This window comes from Enterobacter sp. FB (assembly GCF_000805795.1).
In the GTDB taxonomy this organism is placed as follows: Bacteria; Pseudomonadota; Gammaproteobacteria; order Enterobacterales; family Enterobacteriaceae; genus Enterobacter; species Enterobacter roggenkampii.
Genome location: NZ_JSZC01000013.1, coordinates 2,627,015 through 2,652,834 on the forward strand (window position 1 = coordinate 2,627,015; position 25,820 = coordinate 2,652,834).

Annotated in this window: 21 protein-coding genes; 4 read left to right on the forward strand and 17 right to left on the reverse strand. The window is 58.2% G+C overall.

The window, feature by feature from the left end:
* Positions 1-14: 14 nt before the first annotated feature.
* From PI91_RS19435 to PI91_RS19460, 6 genes are all read right to left on the reverse strand, one after another.
* A complete protein-coding gene (locus PI91_RS19435) occupies positions 15-890 on the reverse strand; it encodes a 4Fe-4S binding protein (protein WP_039266849.1) in 876 nt (291 codons plus the stop codon).
* Complete coding sequence (locus PI91_RS19440; protein ID WP_039266850.1) at positions 890-1,678, reverse strand: DmsC/YnfH family molybdoenzyme membrane anchor subunit; 789 nt, start codon at positions 1,676-1,678, stop codon at positions 890-892. The genes PI91_RS19435 and PI91_RS19440 overlap by 1 nt, the downstream gene beginning before the upstream one ends.
* Complete coding sequence (locus tag PI91_RS19445) at positions 1,671-2,300, reverse strand: DMSO/selenate family reductase complex B subunit (RefSeq protein WP_003860631.1); 630 nt, start codon at positions 2,298-2,300, stop codon at positions 1,671-1,673. The genes PI91_RS19440 and PI91_RS19445 overlap by 8 nt, the downstream gene beginning before the upstream one ends.
* Positions 2,297-4,675, reverse strand: a complete 2,379-nt coding sequence (locus tag PI91_RS19450; RefSeq protein ID WP_039266852.1) for a DMSO/selenate family reductase complex A subunit — start codon at positions 4,673-4,675, stop codon at positions 2,297-2,299. Before PI91_RS19450 ends, PI91_RS19445 begins: the two co-directional genes overlap by 4 nt.
* An 86-nt stretch (positions 4,676-4,761) precedes the next feature.
* Positions 4,762-7,089 carry a peptidoglycan glycosyltransferase PbpC gene (gene pbpC, locus PI91_RS19455; RefSeq protein WP_039266853.1) on the reverse strand — a complete coding sequence of 776 codons (2,328 nt, stop codon included), beginning with the start codon at positions 7,087-7,089 and terminating at the stop codon, positions 4,762-4,764.
* 1 nt (position 7,090) lies between these two features.
* On the reverse strand, positions 7,091-12,043 hold the full coding sequence (locus PI91_RS19460) for an alpha-2-macroglobulin (RefSeq protein ID WP_039266854.1): 4,953 nt from the start codon (positions 12,041-12,043) through the stop codon (positions 7,091-7,093).
* 288 nt (positions 12,044-12,331) lie between these two features.
* Between PI91_RS19460 and PI91_RS19465 the strand changes: the two genes are divergently transcribed.
* The 4 genes from PI91_RS19465 (at position 12,332) to PI91_RS19480 (ending at position 16,962) form a co-directional block, all read left to right on the forward strand.
* On the forward strand, positions 12,332-13,876 hold the full coding sequence (locus PI91_RS19465; protein ID WP_039266855.1) for a PTS transporter subunit EIIC: 1,545 nt from the start codon (positions 12,332-12,334) through the stop codon (positions 13,874-13,876).
* Between the two features lie 12 nt (positions 13,877-13,888).
* Positions 13,889-15,256, forward strand: coding sequence for a 6-phospho-alpha-glucosidase (locus PI91_RS19470; protein ID WP_039266856.1), 1,368 nt, complete (start codon positions 13,889-13,891; stop codon positions 15,254-15,256).
* A 90-nt stretch (positions 15,257-15,346) separates the two neighbouring features.
* A complete protein-coding gene (sseA, locus tag PI91_RS19475; RefSeq protein ID WP_039266857.1) occupies positions 15,347-16,192 on the forward strand; it encodes a 3-mercaptopyruvate sulfurtransferase in 846 nt (281 codons plus the stop codon).
* Positions 16,192-16,962, forward strand: coding sequence for a MurR/RpiR family transcriptional regulator (locus PI91_RS19480; protein WP_021241864.1), 771 nt, complete (start codon positions 16,192-16,194; stop codon positions 16,960-16,962). The genes sseA and PI91_RS19480 overlap by 1 nt, the downstream gene beginning before the upstream one ends.
* A gap of 17 nt (positions 16,963-16,979) precedes the next feature.
* Here PI91_RS19480 and sseB read toward each other — a convergent pair whose 3' ends face one another.
* The 11 genes from sseB to trmJ all read right to left on the reverse strand — a co-directional run bounded on the left by sseB (position 16,980) and on the right by trmJ (position 25,775).
* Positions 16,980-17,756, reverse strand: coding sequence for an enhanced serine sensitivity protein SseB (sseB, locus tag PI91_RS19485; RefSeq protein WP_008502151.1), 777 nt, complete (start codon positions 17,754-17,756; stop codon positions 16,980-16,982).
* 141 nt (positions 17,757-17,897) lie between these two features.
* Positions 17,898-19,184 (reverse strand): aminopeptidase PepB, encoded by a 1,287-nt coding sequence (gene pepB, locus PI91_RS19490; protein ID WP_021241865.1) that lies wholly within the window; start codon positions 19,182-19,184, stop codon positions 17,898-17,900.
* Between the two features lie 60 nt (positions 19,185-19,244).
* Positions 19,245-19,445 (reverse strand): Fe-S cluster assembly protein IscX, encoded by a 201-nt coding sequence (gene iscX / locus PI91_RS19495; RefSeq protein WP_003860650.1) that lies wholly within the window; start codon positions 19,443-19,445, stop codon positions 19,245-19,247.
* Position 19,446: 1 nt separating this feature from the next.
* A complete protein-coding gene (gene fdx, locus PI91_RS19500; protein ID WP_003860652.1) occupies positions 19,447-19,782 on the reverse strand; it encodes an ISC system 2Fe-2S type ferredoxin in 336 nt (111 codons plus the stop codon).
* Between the two features lies 1 nt (position 19,783).
* On the reverse strand, positions 19,784-21,634 hold the full coding sequence (gene hscA / locus PI91_RS19505) for a Fe-S protein assembly chaperone HscA (RefSeq protein WP_039266858.1): 1,851 nt from the start codon (positions 21,632-21,634) through the stop codon (positions 19,784-19,786).
* Positions 21,635-21,648: 14 nt separating this feature from the next.
* A complete protein-coding gene (gene hscB / locus PI91_RS19510) occupies positions 21,649-22,164 on the reverse strand; it encodes a co-chaperone HscB (RefSeq protein ID WP_008502155.1) in 516 nt (171 codons plus the stop codon).
* An 80-nt stretch (positions 22,165-22,244) separates the two neighbouring features.
* Positions 22,245-22,568 carry an iron-sulfur cluster assembly protein IscA gene (gene iscA / locus PI91_RS19515; RefSeq protein WP_008502156.1) on the reverse strand — a complete coding sequence of 108 codons (324 nt, stop codon included), beginning with the start codon at positions 22,566-22,568 and terminating at the stop codon, positions 22,245-22,247.
* 13 nt (positions 22,569-22,581) lie between these two features.
* Positions 22,582-22,968 (reverse strand): Fe-S cluster assembly scaffold IscU, encoded by a 387-nt coding sequence (iscU, locus tag PI91_RS19520; RefSeq protein ID WP_003860661.1) that lies wholly within the window; start codon positions 22,966-22,968, stop codon positions 22,582-22,584.
* A 24-nt stretch (positions 22,969-22,992) separates the two neighbouring features.
* Complete coding sequence (gene iscS, locus PI91_RS19525) at positions 22,993-24,207, reverse strand: cysteine desulfurase (protein WP_008502157.1); 1,215 nt, start codon at positions 24,205-24,207, stop codon at positions 22,993-22,995.
* A 119-nt stretch (positions 24,208-24,326) separates the two neighbouring features.
* Complete coding sequence (gene iscR, locus PI91_RS19530; protein WP_008502158.1) at positions 24,327-24,818, reverse strand: Fe-S cluster assembly transcriptional regulator IscR; 492 nt, start codon at positions 24,816-24,818, stop codon at positions 24,327-24,329.
* 231 nt (positions 24,819-25,049) lie between these two features.
* The gene (trmJ, locus tag PI91_RS19535) at positions 25,050-25,775 is read right to left on the reverse strand and encodes a tRNA (cytosine(32)/uridine(32)-2'-O)-methyltransferase TrmJ (RefSeq protein WP_008502159.1); all 726 of its coding nucleotides are present in this window, start codon (positions 25,773-25,775) and stop codon (positions 25,050-25,052) included.
* Positions 25,776-25,820: the final 45 nt, after the last annotated feature.

Below are 25,820 nucleotides of genomic sequence, written 5' to 3' on the forward strand. Positions count from 1 at the left end.
AAATGAGACGAAGATTAGCAACAGTCCGGGTTTCGCATATCGTGTTGATGGTGAAAACAGAGCGGACACTGCTTTTCATCAGGCGTAAATGACCAGAAATGACGGTGGCACGTCAGGCAAACGGCTTCATATGCCAGTATGGCCACGTTTTTCGCTGTTCCTTCTGTTTGCGTCACTTTTATCGCCGCATGCTGGCATACCGCTTCGCAGCCGCCGCAACCGGTACAACGTCCGGTTTCGACGACCAGTTCAGCGTTCTCAAACCGAATCGCGTTTTCCGTACAACTCCGCCAGCACGCGCCGCACAATACGCACGTTCCGGCGTCGAGAGCTATCTCTGCCTCACTAACCCCAGAAAACGCTCTGCGCAGTTCACGCTGACCGGGCACGACGCTACAGGTCCGGACATCCTCACGGGGAACGTGCATCAGCGCACGGCGGGCGATATTAACCTCTTTGACGGGTAAAAGTTTAAACGCCCATGCCGCTTCACCGCGTCGACGAAGCACAAGATTAAGCCGGGCAATCGCCAGCAGCCAGTCAGGATACTGCTCCACGTCGATACTGATAAAATGAACATGGTGCTGCGCATGCCAGAGCAGCAGCTCATTCACATCCGGCGCACGTTCAGTAAAAGGCCCGACAAGCGTATCGCCACACAAAAAGCGTTTTCGCGGCGTGATGCCGGTGATGGCCTCAGTGGGGCAAACAAACAGGCAGTCACCGCATTCAATACAGCGGTTCTCATCAACCGAGATATCTGCGTCCGTAAAAGAAAAAGCCTGCACGGGACAAACGTCTGCGCAGGCGCAACAGGAAGCATGGCGAAAACGGCGACGGACGCACGCATGCGTCACGTCCATCGCCGGGCCAAACGTTAATCTGCCCATCAGCCAATACTGAAGAAAACGAAGCGCAGCATCAGCTCACCCGCAATCAGCAAGGCGCTGCCCAGCAGCATTGTGCCTCGCGCCGCTTTTAACCCGCCTGCAGCAAAGCACAGCATACCCACGACAGACACACACCAGCTCAGCAGATGCACGGTGCGCAGTTGTTGCAGCATCTGTAACGGCGCATGAGGGAACGTCACCACGGTGTTGTCCATAGCCGAGATGTCGGCCAGCCAGACGGGCTGCATCACCAGACGCACAAGCACCAGCAGCGTGATAATGACCACCGCCGCACGCAGAGTAGCCCGGGAACGCATCCCAACCGCCATGCAGGCTGAACCAATAATGCCCACCGAGCCGATAAACAGCACCAGCGTGTTGATATGCTGCCACGTCACCACGGACGCATGCATGTAGATCTGCGCCATGCAGAACACATCCACCAGCCCGACAAGGCCCGCCGCCGCCAGAAGCAGCTTCCAGCCTGGCTTTTTGGCGAACATCAGCAGCGTCGCGAGCCCCAGCGCCGCCAGGTAAAGGCTGGCAAAGATAATCTCACGGCTCAGCCAGGAGCTGGAGACATGGCGCAGCGCGTTGAGAGCATTGAGCGGATAGCCCATGTGCAGCGCCGAGGCGAGCAGCCCGAGGCTTGCGAGCACAAACGCCCCGGCAGCAGGCAGAAGCGCGCTACGCTGCAAAACATGCGCCCCCCCGAACGCCAGCCAGAGCGTCACCCCTACCGAGCCCTGCAGGAACAGTGTAAAAATCAGCAGCGGTAACTCATGCATGGCGTTTGCCCTCTTTCTCTGCACCCTGATGCGCTTTGATCACCAGATTCGGTTTTGTGATGGAAGAATCAGGCAAGCCTTTCACGTCACAGACCGCACCATACTTCGCCCGCAGTTCATCAATCGGCCCGAATTTAATCGCTTCGAGTGGACAGGTTGCCACACAGACGGGCTGCTCCCCCTTCGCCTGAAGATCCACGCAGAAATCGCATTTTGACATTTGCCCAGTCTGCTCGTTGAGCTGTGGCGCGCCGTAAGGGCATGACCACGCACAGTAGCCGCAGCCGACGCACTTATCTGTATCAACGCGCACAATGCCGTCTCCCGGACGCTTGTGCATCGCCGTGGTCGGACAGTTTTTAGTACAGATGGGGTCTGCACAGTGGTTACAGGAAATAGAGAGCGTGTAGGCAAACACATTGTTGCTGACGCCGCCCTGCCCGGTGGGGATGAAATTCCCGCCGTTGACTTCGTACACGCGACGGAAACGACGTCCGACCTCAAGGTTGTTTTTATCTTTGCATGCCACCTGGCAGGCTTTACACCCTGAGCAGCGTGAAGAGTCGATATAAAAGCCCAGCTGTTTGTCGCTCACCGGCGCGTAGTGTTTAAACTGACTCATGCTTTTGCCACCTCCACCAGCATGGTTTGATGTGAATTCCCTTTCGCAAGCGCGGTAATACGAGCCGAACTGAGCACGTTCGCGCAGCCGCCTTTATCAATGCCCTTCTCATCCGGCTGCCACCAGGCACCTGCCTGCATGGCTACCACCCCAGGAATGATGCGCGGCGTAACCTCCGCCGGGATCTCACAAATGCCGCGTGCGTTATGGATACGCACGGTATCTCCCTGCGCAATGCCGCGCTTCTGCGCATCCTGAGGGTTAATCCACAGCTTTTGCTGCTGCGCCTCAATCAGCCACGGGTTGGCGTACTGGGTTGAGTTAGCACGGTTTTTCCCTTTCCAGGTGATCAGCTGCAGCGGGAAGGTTTTCGCCAGTTCGTCTTCCGGCCCTTCATGGGCAGGCACGTAGTGCGACAGCGCCGGAATCTCCGGGTGCTGCATGTCGTATAGACGCTTCGAGAAGATCTCAATTTTCCCGGACGGCGTCGGGAACGGATGATTTTGCGGGTCGCGAATGTTGTCTTCAAAGGCGACAAACGGCGCGCTTTTGAAGAGATGCTGACGCGTCTTTTGCAGCGTCGCGAAGTCCGGCAGGTTTTCATCTGGCATGGAGAGCCGCGTCTGCTCCCAGATGTGCTCAATCCACGCCTTTTCGTCACGCCCTTCGCTGAATGCCGGTTCGACGCCAAGCTTAGCAGCGACCTCCCGCAGCCAGTCGTAGTCTGAACGGCGCTCAAATTCAGGCTCAATCAGCTTTTCGGACAGGATCAGATAGCTTGCAGTACCCCAGGTTTCGCCGATATTCCAGCGTTCCATAAAGCTGGTTTCCGGCAGGAGAAGATCGGCGTATCGGGCGCTCGGCGTCATAAACAGATCGCTCGCGACGATAAACTGGATTTTCGACTCGTCTTCCAGCACGCGGGTTGCCTGATGAAGATCCGGGTTCTGGTTAGCCAGATAATTGCCCGCCAGCGAGAAGAGGATGCGGATATTGCTGTCCAGCTTTTCGGCATCCTTCAGGCCGACGTCCGCAGTGACCTGAGAGGCATCGTCGGCGGCCTGCACCCAGTTCATCACCGATATTTTGGCTTTCACCGGGTTATCCGGCATCTCCGGGCCTGCGGCAAATTTACGGTTAGCACAGCCGCCGTAGCCTGCCGCCCAGCCGCCTTTCACCCCAACGTTACCCGTCAGCGTGGCCAGTATCGTCGAGCCGCGCGCGGTGCGCTCGCCGCAGTTATGGCGCTGCGGTCCCCAGCCCTGGATCAGCGCGGCGGGTTTGGTGGTTGCGTAGTCGCGCGCCAGCTGACGAATGGTTTGCGCAGGCACGTGGGTGATCTTCTCTGCCCACTCAGGCGTTTTTGCTACGCCATCTTTTGCCCCGTTCAGGTAAGCCATCAGGGATTCATTGGCCGGAACGCCTTCCGGCATAGCGTCTTCATCAAAGCCCAGGGTATAGCGCTGAATAAAGTCGCGATCGTGCAAGTTCTCCGTGACGATCACGTACATCATGGCGTCCATCAGGGCGTTATCGGTTGTTGGCAGCAGCGGGACCCACTGATCAGCAAGGGAGGACACCGTATCTGAATAGCGCGGATCGACAACGATGAAGCGGGTGCCGTTTTGCTTCATCTTCTGGAAGAAGTAGTTGCTGTGACCAAAAATCGTTTCCGTCGGGTTATGTCCCCAGAGGATGACCAGTTTGGTGTCCAGCAGCGTGTCCAGCGAGCTGCCGCTGGCGGCGGTGCCGTAGGTATAGGGCGTTGCCGCTGCGGTGTTGCCCATGCTGACCGAGTGATAGCTTTCGAGATAGCCGCCGGTTAAGTTGAGGAGACGACGAACCATTTTATCGCCGGAGAACGTTCCTCCCGAAACTGCGGTGCCAACATGCACATAGCGCGAAGCAGCACCGTATTTTTGCGTAATGGTTTTTAATTGATTCGCAATAAGCGTTGTGGCTTCATCCCAGGTAATACGTTCGAATTTTCCTTCGCCACGTTTACCCACGCGTTTCATTGGATATTTTAGCCGATCGGGATGATAAACAAATTTCCGATACGCGCGTCCACGAACGCAGGCGCGCATCACCGGCATTTGAGGATCCAGTTCATTATCCGGACGCGTAGAGATGCGTGTGACCACGCCGTCGCTGACGTGCGCCCGAATATCGCATTTCCCGCCACAGTCAAAAGTGCTGCAGGTTTGAATGACTTTTTCTTCGGGTTCGTTCACTGCCGCAGGCATTGTCGCCGCCTGCGCTTTTCCGCCTTTTACCACAAACGGCAGAGCGGCAAGCGCGGACCCGGCCTGAATAAAGTGACGCCGGGAGAGAGCGGGATTAAGACTCTCTCTCAGTTTCTTATTTTTTTTCATTGCTCGTTCCTTCAAATAAAAACGCATTCTCGTTTTTTTGCAGAACCGAACATTGATAATTATCAAGCTAACTCTTCTGGATTATTTTAATAAGCCATTTCGAAATTCACCGTCGCTATTTGGCCGGTTTCATCCATTACCATTAATTGATATTCACCCGGCAAATATAATTTCAGTGAATATTTATATTCATGCCCCTCTAAAGGCTCGCCATTTAAAAACCACCATCGCTGCCCTTCTCCACCGCTGGTTGAGAGAGAAAGCGTTATAGTTGTCTCACCCGGAAGACGCTTGATGACGGCCCCCTCTCTGACCCCTGACAGCATAAGCGGCGCGATATTGCTGTTATCCAGAGGCGGGCAAACTGTTGATGCTGCCGGGAGACGCGCCGCTCTTTTTTCCGCAGCGGGCAGCCACGGCTCCAGCGGCAGCGGCCAGACATCCAGGACTTTTTCAGTAGCATCAGGGCAATCTGCGGCCACGCGTTTGCCGGTTTTATCCAGCCAGACCGGGAAACGAATGCCGCGTATGCCCTCCTGTTCAGGGAGAAGCAGCGTGGGCGGTTCACTCCCTTCCAGCAGCCAGGTCGACAGGCGACGTCGACAGTTTTCACTGCCTTCCGGTAACGACTGGCCGCCCGGCCAGCAGATCACGCCCCGCCCGACGCTCTCCGGACGCGGATCGCGCGGCAGGCGGGCTTCGTCTACCGTTGAACGTGACTGAAGCAGATTATTGACCTGGTTTAACAGCGGAACCGCGCTGGCAAACCCAAACTGTCCTGCCACGGGCGTGCCGTCCGGTCGTCCGGTCCAGATGCCTATCACATAACGGGCATTCAGACCGATGGCCCAGGCATCACGGTACCCGTAGCTGGTGCCGGTTTTCCACGCCAGCGGCGCAACCTGCGGTAGCGCATTATCCGGCAGCGGTTGCGCTTCATTGGCAAGAATACGGCGAATAATCCACGCCGAGCCTGGCGATAACAGCGGGCGTTCAGTCAGCGGATCGCCCGGCTGTAACCGCAGCCTTCCCGCCTTACCGTGTCGGGCAAAGGCGCTATAGGCCGCAGTGATATCTGCCAGCCGCGCGCCCGCCCCGCCGAGGATCAGAGACAGATTCGGCTGCGCCCCCGCAGGCAAGATCAGCGGCAAGCCTGCGTTGCTCAGCATCCCGGCAAATCGTTTTGGTCCGTAGGCTTCCAGCACCTGAACGGCCGGCAGGTTGAGGGAGCGGACCAGCGCTTCACTCATGCTGACCGGTCCATGAAACCCGCTGTCAAAATTCCCGGGCCGATAATCACCGGTTTTTCTGGGAACGTCCTGAAGCAGCGAGGCGGGATGGATCAGGCCATCGTCCAGCGCCATGCCGTAGATAAAGGGTTTTAAGACCGATCCTGGGGATCGGATCGCATTGACCATATCCACATGGCTAAAACGCGTGTCATCGTTGATATCCACCGACCCAACCCAACCGCGCACTTTCATATCGGTATGATCGACCACGATCATCGCCAGCGAGCTGCGGGCCGGCAGACGCGATTTCCAATTCATCGCCAGCTCTTCCAGCTGCCGCTGCAGTCCGGCATCCAGCGTGGTGACAATTTTCGTGTCGCGACTTTTGCCGAGCATCATCCGAGCAAAGAGCGGCGCCAGCTGCGGCATCTGCCGGGGCGCCAGCCATACTGATTCTTCACGGGATTCTTTGACCTGCTTTGCGGACCAGACGCCCTGCGTCGCCATGCGGTCGAGCACTTTATTGCGCGCCGCTTCGGCCCGTTCAGGCCAGCGGTCCGGGCGTAATCGACTCGGCGCCTGCGGCAGCACCGCCAGCAGCGCCGCGTCGGAATAGCTGAGCTGCGACGGCGGCTTGCCCAGATACGTCCAGCTTGCCGCTCCCACGCCCTGCAGCGTACCGCCAAAAGGGGCGCGATTGAGATAGAGCGTCAGGATTTCGCGTTTGGAAAGATGCCACTCCAGCTGCATGGCACGCCAGAGCTGGCGAATTTTGCCGCCAAAGGTGCGCGGATGCGGGTCCAGCAGTCGCGCGACCTGCATGGTGAGCGTGCTTCCGCCAGAGATGACTTTCCCGGAACTGAGATCCTGCCAGGCGGCGCGCAGGACAGAGAGCGGGTTTACGCCGGGGTGATCCCAGAACCAGCGATCTTCGTACTGGATCAGCGCCTCAAGATAACGGGGAGAGACCTCTTCGATCGTCACCGGATAGCGCCAGATCCCGTCGCTATCGGCAAAACGCCAGAGCGGCGTGCCCTTCTCATCCACCACCACCCGGGCAGGGTTAACCTCTTTCAGCGGCAACGGCCACAGGCGATCGGCGACGAAAATCAGCCCCCCTAAAATGAGAAGCGCTCCCGCCAGCCACAGCCAGCGGGAGCGTGTCAGACGTGCCATTCGCATATTACGGAACAACAATCAGCGGGCCGCTGGCCGCACCCGTTGCCCGCCACTGCGGCACATACATAGACTCGACCATCGGAACCGGCACCTGGTAGGTTCCCGGCGTCACGGCGCGCGCCAGATAAACCAGCGTGACCGGCTGACCTTCATTTACCGGCACGGCGGCCACAAAGCGGTCGTCGCGGAATTCCATATGCTGAATGTCCGCCTGCTGCATCTGGCTGAGCAGGTTCTGCACCTCACTGCCGCTGTCCTGCAGGCTGGCGCTGCTGCTTGCCAGGTTCTGGTTTTCCAGCTCCAGACCCGCAGGCAGGAGATCTACCACCAGCGCGTCCGGCACGTTCTGGCTGGCTTTAACTTCCAGCCACACCAGCACCAGCTCGCCGCTCTTCAGCGAAGAGAGTGATTTCGTACTGCCGTCGGTTGCCAGGATATGACGTTCGACCTGCAACACGTTCGAGCTCGGCTGAGGGGCATATTCCGGATAGCCGGTGCTGTCCAAACGTACCCAGAGCGGTGTCGTTCCGGTATTGGTTACCTGCAGCGCGCCAAGCTGGTCGCCGCTCACGTTTTGTACCTGCGCTTTATCGCCACCTGATGCGGAATCTGACAGGGAGGTTTTCGCCTGCCATGCACCGGACAGAGTTTGCAGCGAACGTCCGGCCAGGAACAGCGCGTTGCTCTCCTGAGTGGACAACCAGCGCTGGCTGAAGGCCTGTTCAGAAAGAGCATTCAGCAGCGTATTTTGCGCATCCGGCAGCAGTTTGTACTCCTCCAGCAGGGAGAGCATCAGCGCGTTATCGCGAAGCTGGCTGCCGTAATCGGCCATCCAGGTTTTGCTGTCGTTGCGCGGCGTTTTGAGCGCCAGATCCAGCGCCTGCTGGCTGCGCGGGGCATCGCCCATCAGCCTGAGCGCCATGCCCAGCTGCATCAGCGGCAGACCGGACGCCGCCTGAGCGTGACGATCCCAGATTTCACGCAGCGCGCCCAGCGGCGCTTTTTGCTGACGAGCCAGCACCAGCGCGGCATAGGCCTGAACGGCGAATTTACTGGCCTGAGTATCGTCGCTGTAGCGGATGGACATCATGCCCGGGTCCTGCAGATAGCGCAGCAACCGGCTATTGGCGTTATTCACCGCATCGGCAGGCACGCTATAGCCCTGCTCGCCCGCCCGCACCAGGAAGTCGGTCACATAAGCCGTAAGCCAGTACTCTTCCGGACCGTTTTTATCCCACAGCGCGAACCCGCCGTCTTCACGCTGCATCTGCAGCAGACGGGAAATACCGATATCAATGGCGGCACGGCGTTTATCGTCCGTATCACCTTTAATGCCAAGCGCCGTCAGTTGCGCCGCGTTGGTGTAGAGCGACGGGAACAGGCCGCTGGTGGTCTGCTCCAGGCAGCCATACGGATAGGCCTGCAGTTCGCGAATATAGCGCGCCAGGTTGAGCGGTGGTTTGCCGCTCAGCAGCAGTTGTCCCTGCAGGGTGGCAGGAGAGAAACCGTTACTGTGCTGCGCCGGTGCGGTCCAGGATTCGCCAGGGTTGAGCATGGCACCGGTATTCACCGTCTGTGCCGGGAATGCCGGACGCACGCCGATTTTCCAGCTCTTCTGCTGTGGTGCAAAGGTCTCGCCCGGAAGCTGCAGGCCGGTAACCTGTGCTGTTACCTCTCCGTCACCATACCCCTCCAGCGCACGCACCGGAATAAACAGGGTGGTCCGCGCCCCCGGAGGCAGTTGCACCGGCTGCGGCTGTCCACCTTCCAGCGACAGTTTGCCTGTCGCGGTCAGGGCAACGTTCAGCGTTTGCGGCTGGTCGGTCAGGTTGGTGAGATCCAGCGTCAGGCGTGAGGTGTCTCCACTTGCCAGGAAGCGCGGCGTGTTGAGCTCGGTAATAACCGGCGCGGCCACCACAACCTTGCTTTCGCTGCTGCCGAAATCGTCTTCTGTCCAGGCCTGCGCCATCAGACGCAGTTCGCCGTTGAAATCACCAATCGGCAGCGTAATCGTGCCTTCCCCGTTGGCATCCAGCGTAACCGGCTGTGCCTGCTGGGCAATGATGGTGACGTGGTTCACCGGCGGTTTGCCGCCGCGCTTCAGTTCATCCCCATCGCCACCGAAGCGCAGCGCGGCCAGACGGCCCTGCCCTTCAATGACCTGGCCGTATATATCGTAGATATCCGCGCCGTAGCGCTTCTGGCCAAAGAAAGCCTGCCACGGATCCGGCGTGACGTAATCGGTAATGTTCAGCACGCCGCTGTCCACCGCCGAGACCAGCACGTTCACCTTCTGCGGCACGGCCCCCTCTTTCACGCTGGCTTTCACCTTCACCGAGAGCGTCTGGTTTGGACGCATTTTCTGCGGGTTATCGAGCGCAATATTCAGGCGCCGATTTTCGTCGCCCATCGGCAGATGCAGCAGGCCTACCGCGCGTTTCGGCGTGGCGGATTTGGATTTATCGCCCGGACGCACCACCAGCGTGCTGAGGTAAAGATCGTGACGTTTCCAGGCTTTATCCACCGGAATGGAGAGATCGAGACCGTTTGCCGGCACGTCGATCTCTTTCCACCACAGCGGCCCTTCGCTGGATTCGATCATCGCATAGCCCTTGCCTGCGGCCGGCGCGGCGATGTGCAGTTGGATGGTGTCGCCCGGCTGATAGGCTGGCTTATCCAGTTTCAGCGTCACACGGTCAGGGCGCGCGGCCCCAGTGCCATCGCTGTTATCCTGCCAGCTGTAGCCTGCCCAGAAGCGCACGCTGCTGACCATTTCATCAGGCGCTTTGACTTCCAGACGATAAGAGCCCCACTCTACCGGGAAGGTAACTTTACCCGTTTCATCGGCCTTAAGCGTCAGCTCCTGCTCGCCTTCGACCAGGTCTTTCTGATCGAACTGAGACTGCCAGCCTTCGCTCTCAGACCAGTTCCAGAAGTAGTCACGACGCTCGCGAATCAGTCGTACCTGTAATCCGGAAACGGCCTTTTTCGCGCCGCTGGCATCGGCATAAACGATGTCGAAGCTGGCGTTGCCGTTCTCATCAACAATCGGCTGGTTGACGGTCGTATCGGTGCGGTAGTCGTAAACGGCTTTACTGGCGAACTGAGGGCGAATACCCGGCAGCTCAGCCGCCGGCCAGATAGCCTGCTCAGCGCGACGCGTCACCGGACGACCACCTGATTCCAGCAGGCTGGCCTGCAGGATCAGCTGCAGCGGAGAGTGCACGTCTTTCCACTGGCTTTCGGTAGAAACCTGCCCACGCCCCTGCTCGTCCAGCGTAAGCTGAACTTCATCCAGGCTGCGGCTCAGGTTCTCTTCGGCGATATCACCAAACTGGAAGCCCGGCAGCGCGGCCACCGCGTCACGCAGCGGACGCAGGAAGAGCTGGCCCTGCAGAGAGTTACCGTTGGCCGGTGCGCCATACAGGTAATAGCCGACCACGTTAAAGTCGACGTTATCCTGCGGTGAAACCGGCGTTTTTTGTCCGCTCAGGTTGAGCGCCATGCGCTCTGGCATGAAGTCTTCGACGTGGAAGTCCCACAGGCGCTGCAGGTTATCGCCCGTGTTGGCGCGAATATGCCACATGCCGGTCTGCGCCCCGCTGTCCAGCGGGTAGTTGAATCGGTAGAGACCGTTTTCAGGCTGAACAACGATCGAGCGAGCCACCTGACCGTCAGGGCGCAGCACGTCAAGCTTCACGGGCTGATCGGGAAGCGGCTTACCGTCACTGTCGCGCAGCAGGCCGTTGAGGATCACCGTTTCGCCCGGGCGATAGAGATCGCGTGGACCAAACATGAAGAACTGCTTGCTGTAGCCCGGGCTCCCGGCAATATCAAACTCCGCCAGATCAAGAGCCGGTAGCTTGAGGTCAAGCAGCGTGGTCTGGCCGTCTTTACTCGCCAGAATCAGGGCAGCCTCTTTGTCGGTCTCAAGCTTTGCGTGGCCATCGCCGTCGCTTTTCGCTTCGGCAAGGGTCTGCCCTTTGTCATTCAGCAGGGTAACGGTAACCCCGGACTGCGCCGCACCGTTCTCCAGACTCTGGGTGAAGATGTCCAGGCGATTATGATAACGGTGAGCGGACAGGCCAATATCGCTTAAGGTAAAGAGCGTCGCGGCGTTGCTGTAGTTATAGTGCCCGGCCTGGTTCATGACCGCGATGTAAACCCCAGACTGCTGGAGCGGTTTAATATCCTTCAGGGGCAACAACAATTTTTCGCGCGTGTTGCGCGCCGGATTAAGATCGAAGCGACCGGTGTAAACCAGCTCCGCCATCTTTAGCAGGTTGTCGGATTCCCAGTTGGTGAGGGAGTTGCGGTATTCCCACTGGCTGACAAAAGAGGCCAGCGATTCCGGCTTCACGCGGTAGAAGTTCACGTCAACATTGTTGACGTTAAGCGCCATCACCGGCAACCCTTCCACCACCTTGCCCGGCAGCAGCGAGCCGCGGCTGGCAAACCCGACGGTAGGCTCGACGTCCCGGGTGGTGAGGGCTTTTTCATAATCAATGCCGAACGTCGCCTTGTTCAGCGCCTGCAGGCCCCGTTCAACGGTGACGACCAGGTTGCGGTTGGGCTCCAGATGACGCAGGCGAAGCTCTTTCAGGTTAGGCGCAAGTTCCCACGCTCCGTCAACTTTGCCGCTTTTTTTGTCCACGACATGCACGGTTTTCGCGAAATCCTGATCGGGATTCAGCGGAACCGAGAATGTCAGCACCAGCGTGGCGGCACCGTCGAGCTGAACTTCAGAAGCATCCAGCAGGGTCAGCGCTTTTCCCTGACTCTGGGCGGCTAGCTTAGCCAGCGTTTCAGCATTTGGCTTTTCCGCGGCTTTTGGTGTGGATGCGGTGGATGCCGCGGGAGCCGCAGCCTGAGGTTTATCGTCGCTGTTATCACAGCCGACAAGCGTAAACGTGGTAAGCAGCGCAAGAGAGAGCGCGGCTAAGCGAAACGGTTTCATCCTTTGTCCCTGGCCCAGAGGGGGCCTGTTGGTCGTCGTCCGGATAAGTATTATCCGCAAGTTTCATTAATTCAAAAAGTCCAATTTTAGAATCTGGAAAGCGCCTCGCAGAATGGCATCACGCCGCTACGCCGTGATGGAACCGCGATCACAGCGCATAACGTCACATGTTACCTTTCACGTCATTTGTTTTTAAAACAAGAGGATAGCTGGATAAGCGTCCCTGAAGGCTGCTAGTTTTATAACCATGACGCACCCCGAGTGCGCGGTTCAAAAAGAGAGAAAGCCATGAAACGAGCCGTGAACGCCCTACAAAATTTCGGAAAATCATTGTACGGACCGGTGCTTATCTTACCGATCGTCGGTCTGTTTATCGCCTTTGGTAACGTGCTGGGTAACGGTAATCTCGCCGAGTACCTGCCGTTTCTCGGTCATCCGCTGATTCAGCATCTTGGTCAGTTGATCGCAAAATCTGCCGTGTCGGTGCTGGTTAACCTGGCGCTGGTGTTTGCCGTCGGTATTCCGATTGGCCTGGCAACGCGCGATAAAGGCTATGCCGCGCTGATTGGCCTGGTCACCTTTGTCGTATTCATCAACGCCATGAACGTCACGCTGCAGCTGCAGGGCGCACTGGCGCCAGCGGCGCAGATGAAAGCGGCCGGACAGACGATGGTACTGGGCGTGCAGGTGCTTGAGATGGGGGTCTTTGCCGGGATACTGACCGGAGCGCTTTCCGGCTATCTGTACAACAAATACTCCGGCGTACAGTTTAACGGCGCGATGGCGATTTACTCCGGTCACTGTTTTGTCGCCATCGTCATGCTCCCCGTCTCCATGCTGCTCGGCGTGGTGATGAGTGAGCTTTGGCCCTTTGCCCAGCATGGCATTAGCGCCCTGGCGCTGGCCATCAAAGGCTCCGGGCCGTTTGGCGTGGCCATCTACGGTTTCCTGGAACGCATTCTGGTCCCCACCGGCCTGCACCATCTGGTTTATACGCCGTTCCTCTATACCGAGCTGGGCGGCACGCAGGAGGTATGCGGCGCAACCTATCAGGGCGCGCGCAATATCTACTTTGCCGAGATGGCCTGCCCGGACGTGAAGCAGCTCAGCAGCACCGTGGTGTGGGACGCACGCGGCATCAGCAAAATGTTTGGCCTGCCTGCCGCGGCGCTGGCGATGTATATGACCGCCAGGCCAGAGCGTAAAGCGGCGGCGAAAGCGATTCTGATCCCGGCGGCACTGACTTCGCTGCTGGTCGGCGTGACCGAGCCGATTGAGTTTTCCTTCCTGTTTGTCGCCCCGCTGCTGTTCGTGGTGCACGCGGTGCTGACCGGCATCGGCATGATGCTGTTCTCGCTGCTGGGCGTTCACGCCATCGGCGCCAACGGGATTATCGACTTCATCCTTTACAACCTGCCGCTCGGCACGGCCAAGTCCAACTGGCCGATGTACATCGTTGTCGGGCTGATCATGTTCGCCCTCTACTTTGTGGTATTCCGCTTCCTGATCCTGCGCTTCAACATGAAAACGCCGGGCCGTGAAGATGAGGACCAGGAGACGCGCCTCTACAGCAAGCAGGAGTACCAGGCGAAGGGCAATAACGACGGTCTGGGCGAGTCCATCGTGGTGGGGCTGGGCGGTCGGGAAAACATTGAAGTGGTGGACAACTGCTACACCCGCTTGCGCGTCACGGTGAAGGACGTCGCCATCATCGACGAGCCGCGCCTCAAGGCGACTGGCGCGAAAGGGATTATCAAACAAGGTAACAACGTTCAGGTGGTCTACGGGCTGCATGTCAAAAAAATGCGAGAAGCCGTTGAGACGTTTCTCTGAAAGGAGCTAAAGATGTTAACACCCCCATTCATTCTGTCGATTGCCGGCGGCGGCAGCACCTACACGCCGGGCATTGTGAAAAGCCTGATGGTGCGCCTGCAGGATTTCCCGCTGGCCGAAATTCGCCTGTACGATATCGACGAGGCGCGCCAGAACACCATTGCGCCGGTCGTCGAGAAGGTCATTCGCGACCACAGTCAGCGCATCACATTTACCGTCACCAGTGACCCGGAAGTGGCCTTTAGCGGCGCGCATTTTGTCTTCGCCCAGATGCGCGTCGGCCAGTACAAAATGCGTGAACAGGATGAGAAGATCCCGCTGCGTCACGGCGTGGTGGGCCAGGAAACCTGCGGCCCCGGCGGGCTGGCCTACGGCCTGCGCACGATCCTGCCGATGGTGGAGCTTATCGATCTGGTCGATCGCTACGCGCACGAGAAAGCCTGGATCGTGAACTACTCCAACCCGGCGGCGATCGTCGCGGAAGGCGTGCGCCGCCTGCGCCCGAACGCGAGGGTGCTGAACATCTGCGATATGCCGGTTGCCGCGATGCGCAATATGGGCGCCATTCTGGGCGTGGATCGTCATAAACTGGAAGTGGACTACTTCGGCCTGAACCACTTCGGCTGGTTTACCCGCGTGCTGGTGGACGGCGAAGACAAGCTCCCGGAGTTGCGTAAGCATATCGCGAAGTTTGGCCTGCTGACGGAAGATGCGGCTAAAACCGATCCGCAGCACTCGGATCCGTCGTGGGTGAAAACCTGGCGCAATATCAAACCGATCATGGACAACTTCCCCGAGTATCTGCCGAACCCGTATCTGCAGTATTACCTGATGCCAAACCAGATTGTGGCGCATCAGAACCCGGACTATACCCGCGCCAATGAAGTGATGAACGGGCGTGAGAAAAAGCTGTTCGCCGCCGCCGAAGAATATCAGCGCACCGGAATTTTACCGGATGCCTTCCACGTGGGCGTCCACGGTGAATTTATCGTTGACGTCGCCTGTTCGCTGGCGTTCAACCTGCGAAGCCGCCATCTGGTGATGGTGGAAAACCGCGGGGCGATTACCAACCTGCCGTACGATGCGGTGGTGGAAGTTCCCGCTTATATCACCGCCGAAGGCCCGGAACCGATTCGCGTCGGCCAGGTGCCGCTGTTCCATCAGACCCTTTTGCAACAGCAGCTCGCGTCTGAACAGCTGCTGGTGGAGGCGACTATCGAAGGCAGCTATGAAAAAGCGTTGCAGGCATTTACCCTGAACCGCACCGTGCCGACCATGGAACATGCAAAAGCGATTCTGGATGAGATGATTGAGGCCAACCGCGACTACTGGCCAGCGCTGCAAAAAGCCTGGCAGGACGGCGAACCGGTGAAAAAATAGGGACTTGCTCGCGAGTTGAACGTGGTTTGCTTGTCGGTGTCAGAAAAAACACCGACAATCCTTTTTTACGGAAAAGAATGGAGGCAACCCATGTCCACCTCATATTTTGTCGCCGCCGACTGGCTGATTGAGCACGGCGACGATCCGGAAGTCCAGATTATTGACGCGCGTATGGCCCCTCCGGGACAAGAGCATCGTGACGTGCCCGGTGAATACCGCGCAGGGCATCTGCCTGGCGCGGTATTTTTTGATATCGAAGCCCTCTCCGATCATACCTCTCCCCTGCCGCACATGCTGTCGCGCCCGGAAGCGTTTTCCGTGGCGATGCGCGAGCTGGGCGTCAGCAAAGACAAACACCTCGTTGTCTATGATGAAGGTAACCTCTTTTCCGCGCCGCGCGCGTGGTGGATGCTGAAAAACTTCGGCGTGGAAAAAGTCTCGATTCTGGCGGGCGGCCTCGCGGGCTGGAAACGTGACGAGCTGCCGCTTCAGCAGGGTGACGTCACGCTGCCGGAAGGCGAATTCGATGCGACCTTTGACGCCCACGTGGTAAAACGCCTGACCGACGTGCTGGTCGTGAGCCATGAAAAAACGGCGCAAATCGTCGATGCCCGTCCTGCTCCGCGCTTTAATGCCGAAGCGGATGAACCGCGTCCGGGGCTGAAGCGTGGACATATTCCGGGCGCGCTGAACGTGCCGTGGGGCGACCTGGTGTTTGAGGGCGAGCTGAAAACCACCGACGAGCTGCGCGCTATTTTTGAACGTCAGGGCGTGGATTTGCATCGTCCGATTATCGCCAGCTGCGGTTCCGGCGTAACGGCCTGCGTGGTCATTCTGGCGCTCGCCACGCTCGGCGTAAGCGACGTCACGCTCTACGACGGTGCCTGGAGTGAATGGGGCGCGCGTGACGACCTGCCGGTTGAACCCGCGAAATAATGGATAACCGCCTGGCCACGCTGTTAACGCGCGGGGCGTCATTGACCCGCGCGGAGTATCGCGTCCTCGCCCACCTTACGGAGCATCCGCTGCTGGTGGGCAATATCACGGTTCGCGAGCTGGCACAGGCGACGTTCGTTTCTACCGCCACCATCATGCGGCTGTGCCAGAAGCTGGGGTTCAGCGGCTTCAGCGAGTTTATCTGGCACTGCAAGCAGCTGCTCTCCGACACGCCGCATATTGCCGCTCAGGCGCAGTCGCGTCCTGAACTCCCGGTGCTGTTTAACCAGTTTATCGCCAACTATCAGCACACCTTTCAGTGGGTTACCCAGGACAAACGCCAGCAGTTTTCCGACCTGCTGCGCCAGAAAGAGAGCTTCTTTCTCTACGGGGCCGGGTTTTCTTATCTGTTTGCGGAGTACCTGACCAAGAAGCTACAGGTAATGGGCAAAACGGCGTTTATCTCCGGACCGGGCGACAGCCGGAACATTTTTCTCAGCAATGCCGCCCGCTATCAGGTGTTTATTGCCGTCTCGCGCAGCGGCGAAACGGAGCAGGTGCTGGATAAAGCGCGGATAGCCAAAAACGTCGGCATGACGATCGTCGCGTTTACCCGCGCCTCGGCCAACACGCTGGCGGAGATGGCGGACGTGCATTTTGCGCTCTATGACGAAGCGGTACACTTCGCCGCCGAAGCCGCAGGGGTGACGTCGTTTGAGTCGAATCTGGTGCTGCTGATGGATTTACTGCTGCTGGAAGCAACGGGGTGATATTCACCCCGCTGTCATCAGATAATGCGGTTGGTCTTGAGATCGCGCAGGAAGCCGCCCCAGCGACGCTCGTAGAACGGCGTAATGTGCTCGGTAATAAAGTGGCTGATGCCCTTCTCACCGTTTTTCACCTGGCAGATATCAATTGGTTCATCGCCCGGTAGCGTGTCGGTCGCCACGCTGCCCGCTGCCTGAACGATCTCGTCGAAATCGCCATCAGCTTCAATACCGATCAACAGCACCGGCTTTTCGTCCGCGCGCTCTTTAATGGAGCAGAGAAAGGCGCGCCTGACGGGCTTGAGCGTTTTGAACAGCGTCGTCAGGGAATCAATCATCTGCGCGGGCGGCTCGGCCACTTCAGAAAGCAGCAGCGTTTCGCCCCCTTCCAGCACTTCCTGCGTGCTGAGTGGGTTGCCCTCTTCGCCAATCAGGTGGCTGATTTCACGTGGCGTAAACTCTTTCCCGGTCGGCAGCTTCGCGTTCAGGAACAGCGTCTGGCCGAGCGTCATTTCAAACAGGGTACGCACTGGCATCACCACGAACGCCTGTTCATCTTCTACCGCTTTCTGCAGCGCTTCCAGCGAGGTGAAGAACGGGATCACCGACGTGCCGTCGTCTTTCTCCCAGTGCAGCAGATCCAGCGCGCTGTCTTCTACGACCTGTTCACCTTCAGCCGCAGTGCCCGGCACCCAGACGGTGGATTCCAGCAGCGTGCGGAAAAAGGCCGGACGGTGGGCGGGCTCGGTCGCCGCCTGCTCCAGCAGGGTTTCTAATTCGTTTTTGGTATCTGACATAGTTTGGCTACTTCAAAAAACGCCGGGTGGCGCTTCGCTTATCCGGCCTACAAAACCGTAGGCCCGTGCAAGCGCAGCGCCGCCGGGCAATATGATGACGCCGAAGACGCGCGTAAGCGTAGCGCCACCCGGCAAAAAAGATTACTCAGCCGTCAGCAGGTTCGCCACGGTACGCACGCCCAGACCGGTCGCGCCTGCGGACCACTGCTCAACCGCCGCTTTACGGTAGGTTGCGGAGCAGTCGATGTGCAGCCAGCCTTCATGATAATTCTCAACGAAGTGAGACAGGAAGCCTGCCGCGGTGCTTGCGCCCGCCGGGTACGCCGCGCTGGCGGTATTGTTCAGCTCGGCAAAGTTGGACGGCAGCTGGCTGCGGTGGAACTCGGCCAGCGGCAGACGCCAGAACGGTTCATTTTCAGCAGCGGCGCTTGCCAGCAGGCGAGCGGCCAGCTTGTCGTCGAAGCTGAACAGCGCGTGGTAGTCGTTACCCAGCGCGGTTTTCGCCGCACCGGTCAGAGTCGCCATGTCGATGATCAGCTCAGGCTTCTGGGCAGATGCGTCGATCAGGCCATCGGCCAGCACCAGACGGCCTTCGGCGTCGGTGTTCATCACCTCAACGTTTTTGCCGTTACGGTAGCGAATGATGTCGCCCAGCTTGAAGGCGTTACCGCTGACCATGTTGTCCGCGCAGCACAGGTACAGCTTCACGCGCTTTTTCAGACCGCGGGTGATGGCAAACGCCAGCGCGCCGGTGATGGTGGCCGCGCCGCCCATGTCGGACTTCATGGAGTCCATGAACGCGCTCTGCTTCAGGCTGTAGCCGCCAGTGTCGAAGGTGATACCTTTACCTACCAGGCAGGCAAAGACAGGGGCGTCTTTATCGCCGGTTGGGTTGTAGTCCAGCGCCAGCAGCACCGGAGGACGCTCGGAGCCGCGGCCCACGGTGTGGATACCCATGTAGTTCTGCTCGCGCAGGTCTTCTCCCTTGGTGATGCGATAGGACATCTTGTCGCCCGCCACGCCGCACAGGAGATCAACGGCGCGCTGCGCCAGCTGCTCAGGGCCTAATTCTTCCGCCGGAGCGTTAATGGTGTCGCGTACCCAGTCGATGATTTTCAGGCGGCTTTCCAGCTCTTTCTGACCGGCTTCGTCGAGGTTCGCCCACTCAATTTTGCGGGTGCCTTTCGGCCCTTTATAGCCCGCCCAGAATGCCCAGCTGCGGTCGGTGTCCCACCCTTCGCCTTCCAGCGAGACATGCTTAATGCCCAGACCGTCAATTTTACGCGCGGCGCGCTGGATCAGGCCCAAATCATCATTGCCCGTCAGGTGCAGGGTAATACCGTCGTTATTAATGCTGTAGGTGGCTTTCTCGCCCCAGCGCGCGTCGGCGGGCTGATTCGAGAGCGTAATCTTCATCGCTTCGGTCATTTTATTTTTCCTTATTAGCAACTAGCAAACGGGCCGCCTGAAGGCAGCCCGTTTTGTTATTTATTCTGCTTCATCTAACCAGACTAACAGAATCGCCTCCAGAATTTTTTCATTGGATGCGTTTGGATCGTCGTCGAAATCCTCTAAATCGCAGATCCACTGATGCATATCGGTGAATCGTACGGTCTTCGGATCGAGATCCGGGTTCGCGTCGTAGAGCGCTTCGCCGATTTCACGGCTGTCTGTCCACTTCAGTCCCATATTAATGCTCGCGTGCGTGGTTGATGGTGTAGCGTGGGAACTCCACGACCAGATCTTCATCGGTCACCGCTGCCTGGCAGCTTAAGCGGCTGTCTGGCTCCAGACCCCATGCTTTATCCAGCATGTCGTCTTCGTCTTCGGTGCTCTCGGCAAGAGAGTCAAAACCTTCACGCACGATGCAGTGGCAGGTGGTGCAGGCACAGGATTTTTCACAGGCGTGTTCCACTTCGATACCTGCACGCAGGGCTACATCGAGAATGGTTTCACCGGTCTTCGCTTCCAGAACAGCGCCATCCGGACAGAGGTCCGCATGAGGCAAAATTACAATCTTTGGCATATTAAACCTCGTCCACGGACTGGCCTTTCAGCGCGACGCGGACAGATTTGTCCATGCGGCGAGCAGCAAAGTCCTGGGTTTGTTTATCAACGTTTTTAATGGCTTCTTCTATTGCGTCAGCGTCATTACCTTCGGCCACGGCGCTTAAGCGCGCGGCAGCGTCGTCAATCACCTGGCGCTCAGCGGCGCTTAACAGCGCGGCATCGGCAGCGAGCGCGCCGTTCAGGCTCTCCAGCACGCGTGCGGCTTCAACTTTCTGTTCGGCCAGCATACGCGCCTTCACATCCTGCTCGGCGTAGCTCATTGAGTCCTGAATCATGGAGGCGATTTCGCCATCGGTCAGGCCGTACGACGGCTTCACCTGGATGGACGATTCCACACCGGTGGATTTTTCCATCGCCGTGACGCTCAGCAGGCCGTCGGCATCCACCTGGAAGGTGACGCGAATATGCGCCCCGCCCGCAGGCAGCGCCGGGATTCCGCGCAGCGCAAAGCGCGCCAGAGAACGGCAGTCCTGCACCAGCTCGCGTTCGCCCTGCATCACGTGGATGGACATCGCGGTCTGGCCGTCTTTAAAGGTGGTGAACTCCTGCGCGCGCGCCACCGGAATGGTGGTGTTACGCGGGATCACTTTCTCCACCAGGCCGCCCATGGTTTCTAAACCCAGCGACAGCGGGATGACGTCCAGCAGCAGCATTTCGCTGTCCGGCTTGTTGCCAACCAGAATATCGGCCTGGATCGCGGCGCCCACGGCAACCACTTTGTCCGGGTCGATGGAGGTCAGCGGCGTGCGACCAAAGAATTCGCCCACGCGCTCGCGCACCAGCGGCACGCGGGTCGAACCGCCCACCATGACCACTTCCAGCACCTCGTTCGCCTCAACGCCGGCATCTTTCAATGCGCGACGGCAGGCCAGTAAGGTGCGTTTCACCAGCGGGGCAATCAGTTCGTTAAACTGGTCGCGGGTGATGTCACCCTGCCAGCCCGCAACATTGACGGTGACGCTCTGCGCATCGCTCAGGGCAATTTTGGCGTCGATGGCCGCATCCAGCAGTTCACGCTGTACGCGCGCATCGCTGCGATCGCTGATGCCTGCCTGCTCGCGGATGTAGTCCGCCAGCAGATGGTCGAAGTCATCGCCGCCCAGCGCGGAATCCCCGCCGGTCGCCAGCACTTCAAATACCCCGCGGCTCAGGCGCAGGATAGAGATATCAAACGTCCCGCCGCCGAGATCGTAAACCGCGATCACCCCTTCCTGACCGGAATCGAGGCCGTAGGCAATCGCCGCCGCCGTCGGTTCGTTCAGCAGACGCAGCACGTGCAGGCCCGCCAGACGCGCGGCGTCTTTGGTGCCCTGACGCTGTGCATCATCAAAGTAGGCAGGAACGGTGATCACCACGCCGTCCAGATCGCCGCCGAGCGTGGCCGTGGCACGCTCCGCCAGCGCTTTGAGGATGTCAGCAGAAACACGAATCGGGTTCAGCAGACCGGCCGCGGTCGCAATCATCGGCAGACCGTTTTCACTGGCCTGCAGCTGATACGGCAGATGCGGGTAGCGGGTCTGAATATCGGCCAGCGAGCGGCCCATCATGCGCTTGACGGAGCTGATGGTATTTGCCGGATCGCGCGCAGCGTTAGCGCGGGCGTCATAGCCGACCGCGTGACCCTGCTGCTGGTAGTGGACCACGGAAGGCAGCAGATGGCGGCCCTGCTCGTCAGCCAGCGTTTCCGCCTGGCCGCTGCGCACGGTCGCCACGAGGGAATTGGTGGTGCCCAGATCAATACCCACCGCCAGACGACGCTGGTGCGGTGCGGCACTTAAGCCAGGCTCACTAATTTGTAATAAGGCCATAATTGCTTCCGAAATTAAAAATCGAGCAGCTTTTCTTCGAGTTGTTCAGCACTGCTTCGCAGTTTATCGAGAAAACGGAGTTTGCGCACAGTGTCTGCCGCCACGTCCCAGGTCTCGTTGTTCAGTTGCTCCACCATCTGCTGATGGCGGGTATCGAACATGCCCTTCACGCGCGTGATGAAGCTTTCCAGACGCGCTTCGTCTTTGGCCTGTTCAATCTCATCCAGCTCTTCGCGCAGCTCCAGCTGCTCCATCAGAAACGCCGTGTCGCGCACGGTGTGCTGTTCGCTCGCCAGATCAAAACCGTGGAGCGAGAGCAGATACTCAGCGCGCGCCAGCGGATGGCGCAACGTCTGCCAGGCCTGGTTGATGGTCGCGGATTGCGACACCGCAGCCAGCTGCTCTGCCTGAGTACCGCTCGCGAATTTGTCCGGATGGTACTGACGCTGCAGATCCTGAAAACGGATCGTCAACGCCTGGAGATCGATCGGGTATTGAGCGGGTAGTCCGAAGAGAGTGAAGTAATCCATAACAATCTCAGGGGTAGCCTGTTAGAACAAACCCCACGCGTAGCGGGTAACGCCACGGTGGGGTTTCGGATGACGCGCGGTTAAACGTGGAAGCTTTCGCCGCAACCACACTCGTCTTTGACGTTCGGGTTCGTAAATTTGAACCCTTCGTTCAGCCCTTCTTTGACGAAGTCCAGCTGAGTGCCGTTGAGGAATTGCAGGCTTTTGCCATCGACCACCACCTTCACGCCCTTGTCTTCAAACACGATGTCATCAGACGCCGGCTCGTCAACAAACTCCAGTACGTAAGCCATACCAGAACAGCCGGAGGTACGTACGCCCAGTCGCAGGCCAAAGCCTTTACCACGGTTCGCCAGAAAAGAGCTTACTCGCGCGGCAGCGCTGTCGCTAAGGGTAATCGACATACTCAAACCTCAATTATTTTGCTTCACGTTTGCTTTTGTAATCCGCAATGGCGGCTTTGATCGCGTCTTCTGCCAGAATTGAGCAGTGAATTTTCACCGGTGGCAGTTCGAGTTCTTCAGCAATATCCGTGTTCTTGATTGCCTGTGCTTCGTCCAGAGACTTGCCCTTCACCCATTCGGTGACGAGGGAGCTGGACGCGATAGCAGAACCGCAGCCGTAGGTCTTGAAGCGCGCGTCTTCAATGATACCTTCATTGTTGACTTTAATCTGCAACTTCATCACGTCGCCACACGCTGGCGCACCGACCATGCCGCTACCAACAGATTCGTCGCTGTTGTCAAAAGAGCCAACGTTGCGCGGGTTTTCGTAATGATCGATGACTTTTTCGCTGTATGCCATGATTGAATTCTCCTTATGTACCGATTAGTGATGTGACCATTCAATGCTGTTCAGATCCACGCCCTGCTTGAACATTTCCCACAGTGGAGAAAGGTCGCGCAGACGGCCAATGGAGTTGCGAACCAGCTTGATGGTGTAGTCAATCTCTTCTTCGGTAGTGAAACGACCTAAAGAGAAACGGATAGAGCTATGTGCCAGCTCGTCAGTCATACCCAGCGCACGCAGCACGTAGGATGGCTCAAGGCTTGCAGACGTACAGGCAGAACCGGAAGAAACCGCCAGGTCTTTCAGCGCCATGATCAGCGACTCGCCTTCAACATAGTTGAAGCTTACGTTGAGGATGTTTGGTGCGCCCTGCTCGAGATCGCCGTTCAGATACACTTCTTCCATATCTTTCACGCCGTCCCACAGACGGTTACGCAGCGTGCGCAGGCGTGCCATCTCGGTTTCCATCTCTTCTTTTGCAATGCGGTAGGCTTCGCCCATGCCCACGATCTGGTGAACAGGCAGCGTACCGGAACGCATGCCGCGCTCGTGACCACCGCCGTGCATCTGTGCTTCGATGCGGATACGCGGTTTACGACGAACGTACAGCGCGCCGATGCCTTTCGGGCCATAGATTTTGTGGCCGGAGAAGGACATCAGGTCAACTTTCAGCTGGCTCAGGTCGATAGGCAGTTTGCCCACGCTCTGGGTCGCGTCCACGTGGTAGATGATACCGCGCGCGCGACACATTTCGCCGATGGTCGCGATGTCTTGTACCACGCCGATTTCGTTGTTGACGTGCATGATGGAGACCAGAATGGTGTCATCACGCATGGCCGCTTCGAGCTCTTTCAGATCGATAATGCCGTTGCTCTGTGGCGCCAGATAGGTGACTTCGTACCCTTCACGCTCCAGCTGGCGGCAGGTGTCCAGCACGGCTTTGTGTTCGGTTTTGCTGGTGATAATGTGCTTGCCTTTTTTCTGATAAAAGTTGGCTGCACCTTTGATCGCCAGGTTGTCGGATTCGGTCGCACCGGAGGTGAAAACAATCTCACGCGGGTCGGCACCCACCAGGTCAGCAATCTGATTACGGGCGATATCAACCGCCTCTTCAGCATGCCAGCCAAAACGGTGTGAACGGGAAGCTGGGTTACCAAAGTTTCCGTCCAGGGTCAGACACTGCATCATTTTCTCGGCAACACGCGGGTCCACCGGCGTGGTTGCGGAGTAATCGAGATAAATCGGTAATTTCATTGCTCTTTAAACTCCGTACATCGCTTCAATGCAAGGAATCAGGCAACCGGCTGGATGTACGACCGAGTACACGGGGCGAGTCTACGCCCCGGCCTGATTCTGAAATACTTATCGTTTTATTACGCGCGTAATTTGACGTCGATAGCGTCCTGCGCGCGGGTGCTGCGTTGGGAATCATGGCTGTGCTGACGGCCCGAAACATCCAGAACTTCCTGGTTATTCACCAGCTCACCGAGGGTGATGTTGTTCAGGAAGCCGGTCAGACGGTCGCTCAGATCGCGCCACAGCGCGTGGGTCAGGCATTTATCGCCGCCCTGGCAGCCGCCTTTACCCTGGCAACGGGTCGCGTCAACGGATTCGTCAACGGCGCTGATCACTTCGCCAACTGCAATACTGCCCGCGTCTTTACCCAGCAGATAACCGCCGCCTGGGCCACGAACGCTGGAAACCAGTCCATTTTTACGCAGTCTGGAGAACAGCTGTTCCAGATAAGAGAGGGAGATCCCTTGTCGTTCAGAAATATCAGCCAACGGAACCGGGCCCGCTTCGGAGTTGAGCGCAACGTCCAGCATCGCGGTCACGGCATAACGCCCTTTAGATGTCAGTCTCATGTCTTACTTAACCTCAAACTCGCCCCTGCCCGGGGTTTTTTATTGTAAAATGGGGTATTGCATAGCAGGGCCAAGTCTGACATTCCTGACTAAAATGGTCAACTATTTACTTGACTGTTTTAGTCAGGTATTTAACCTTCTGTGCCGTTTTTTGTCGGGTGGCGCTTCGCTTACCCGACCTGCGGTTTTGTAGGCCGGATAAGCGAAGCGCCAACCGGCGAACAGACGACACTACTCTTTATTCTTCTGCTCAATCGACGCCAGGATCCCGCGCAGGATGTTCAGCTCCTGGCTTTCCGGACGCGCGCGGGTGAACAGACGGCGCAGCTTATTCATTACCTGACCCGGGTGGCCTTCGCGGATGAAACCGGTTGAGAGCAGCGTCTGCTCCAGGTGACCGTAGAAACGCTCAAGGTCGTCCACCAGCGGGTAAGCCGTCTCTTCTTTAGGCTCAACCTCTTTTTCCTGCGTTGCCAGCCACGCCATACGCACTTCATAGGCGATAACCTGCACCGCCATCGCCAGGTTCAGCGAGCTGTACTCCGGGTTTGCCGCAATCGCCACGTGATAATGACACTTCTGCAGCTCGTCGTTGGTCAGGCCAACGCGCTCGCGGCCGAACACCAGCGCAACCGGTGCCTGTTCAGCCTCAGAGACACTTTTCAGGCCGCATTCACGCGGATCGAGCATTGGCCACGGCAGCGTGCGCGAACGCGCGCTGGTACCGACAACGAGGCTGCAGCCGGCCAGCGCTTCGTCAAGGGTATCGACGATCTGGGCGTTGCCGATCACGTCGCTGGCTCCGGCCGCCAGGGCGATGGCCTGCGAGTCTGGCTTCACCAGCGGGTTAACCAGCCACAGGTTCGTTAAGCCCATGGTTTTCATAGCGCGGGCAACGGAGCCCATGTTGCCGGTGTGCGATGTTTCGACCAGCACGATTCGAATGTTTTGCAGCATAATTTTTAATGTCTGGATTCAGTGTCTGAAGAATATTCGGGCATA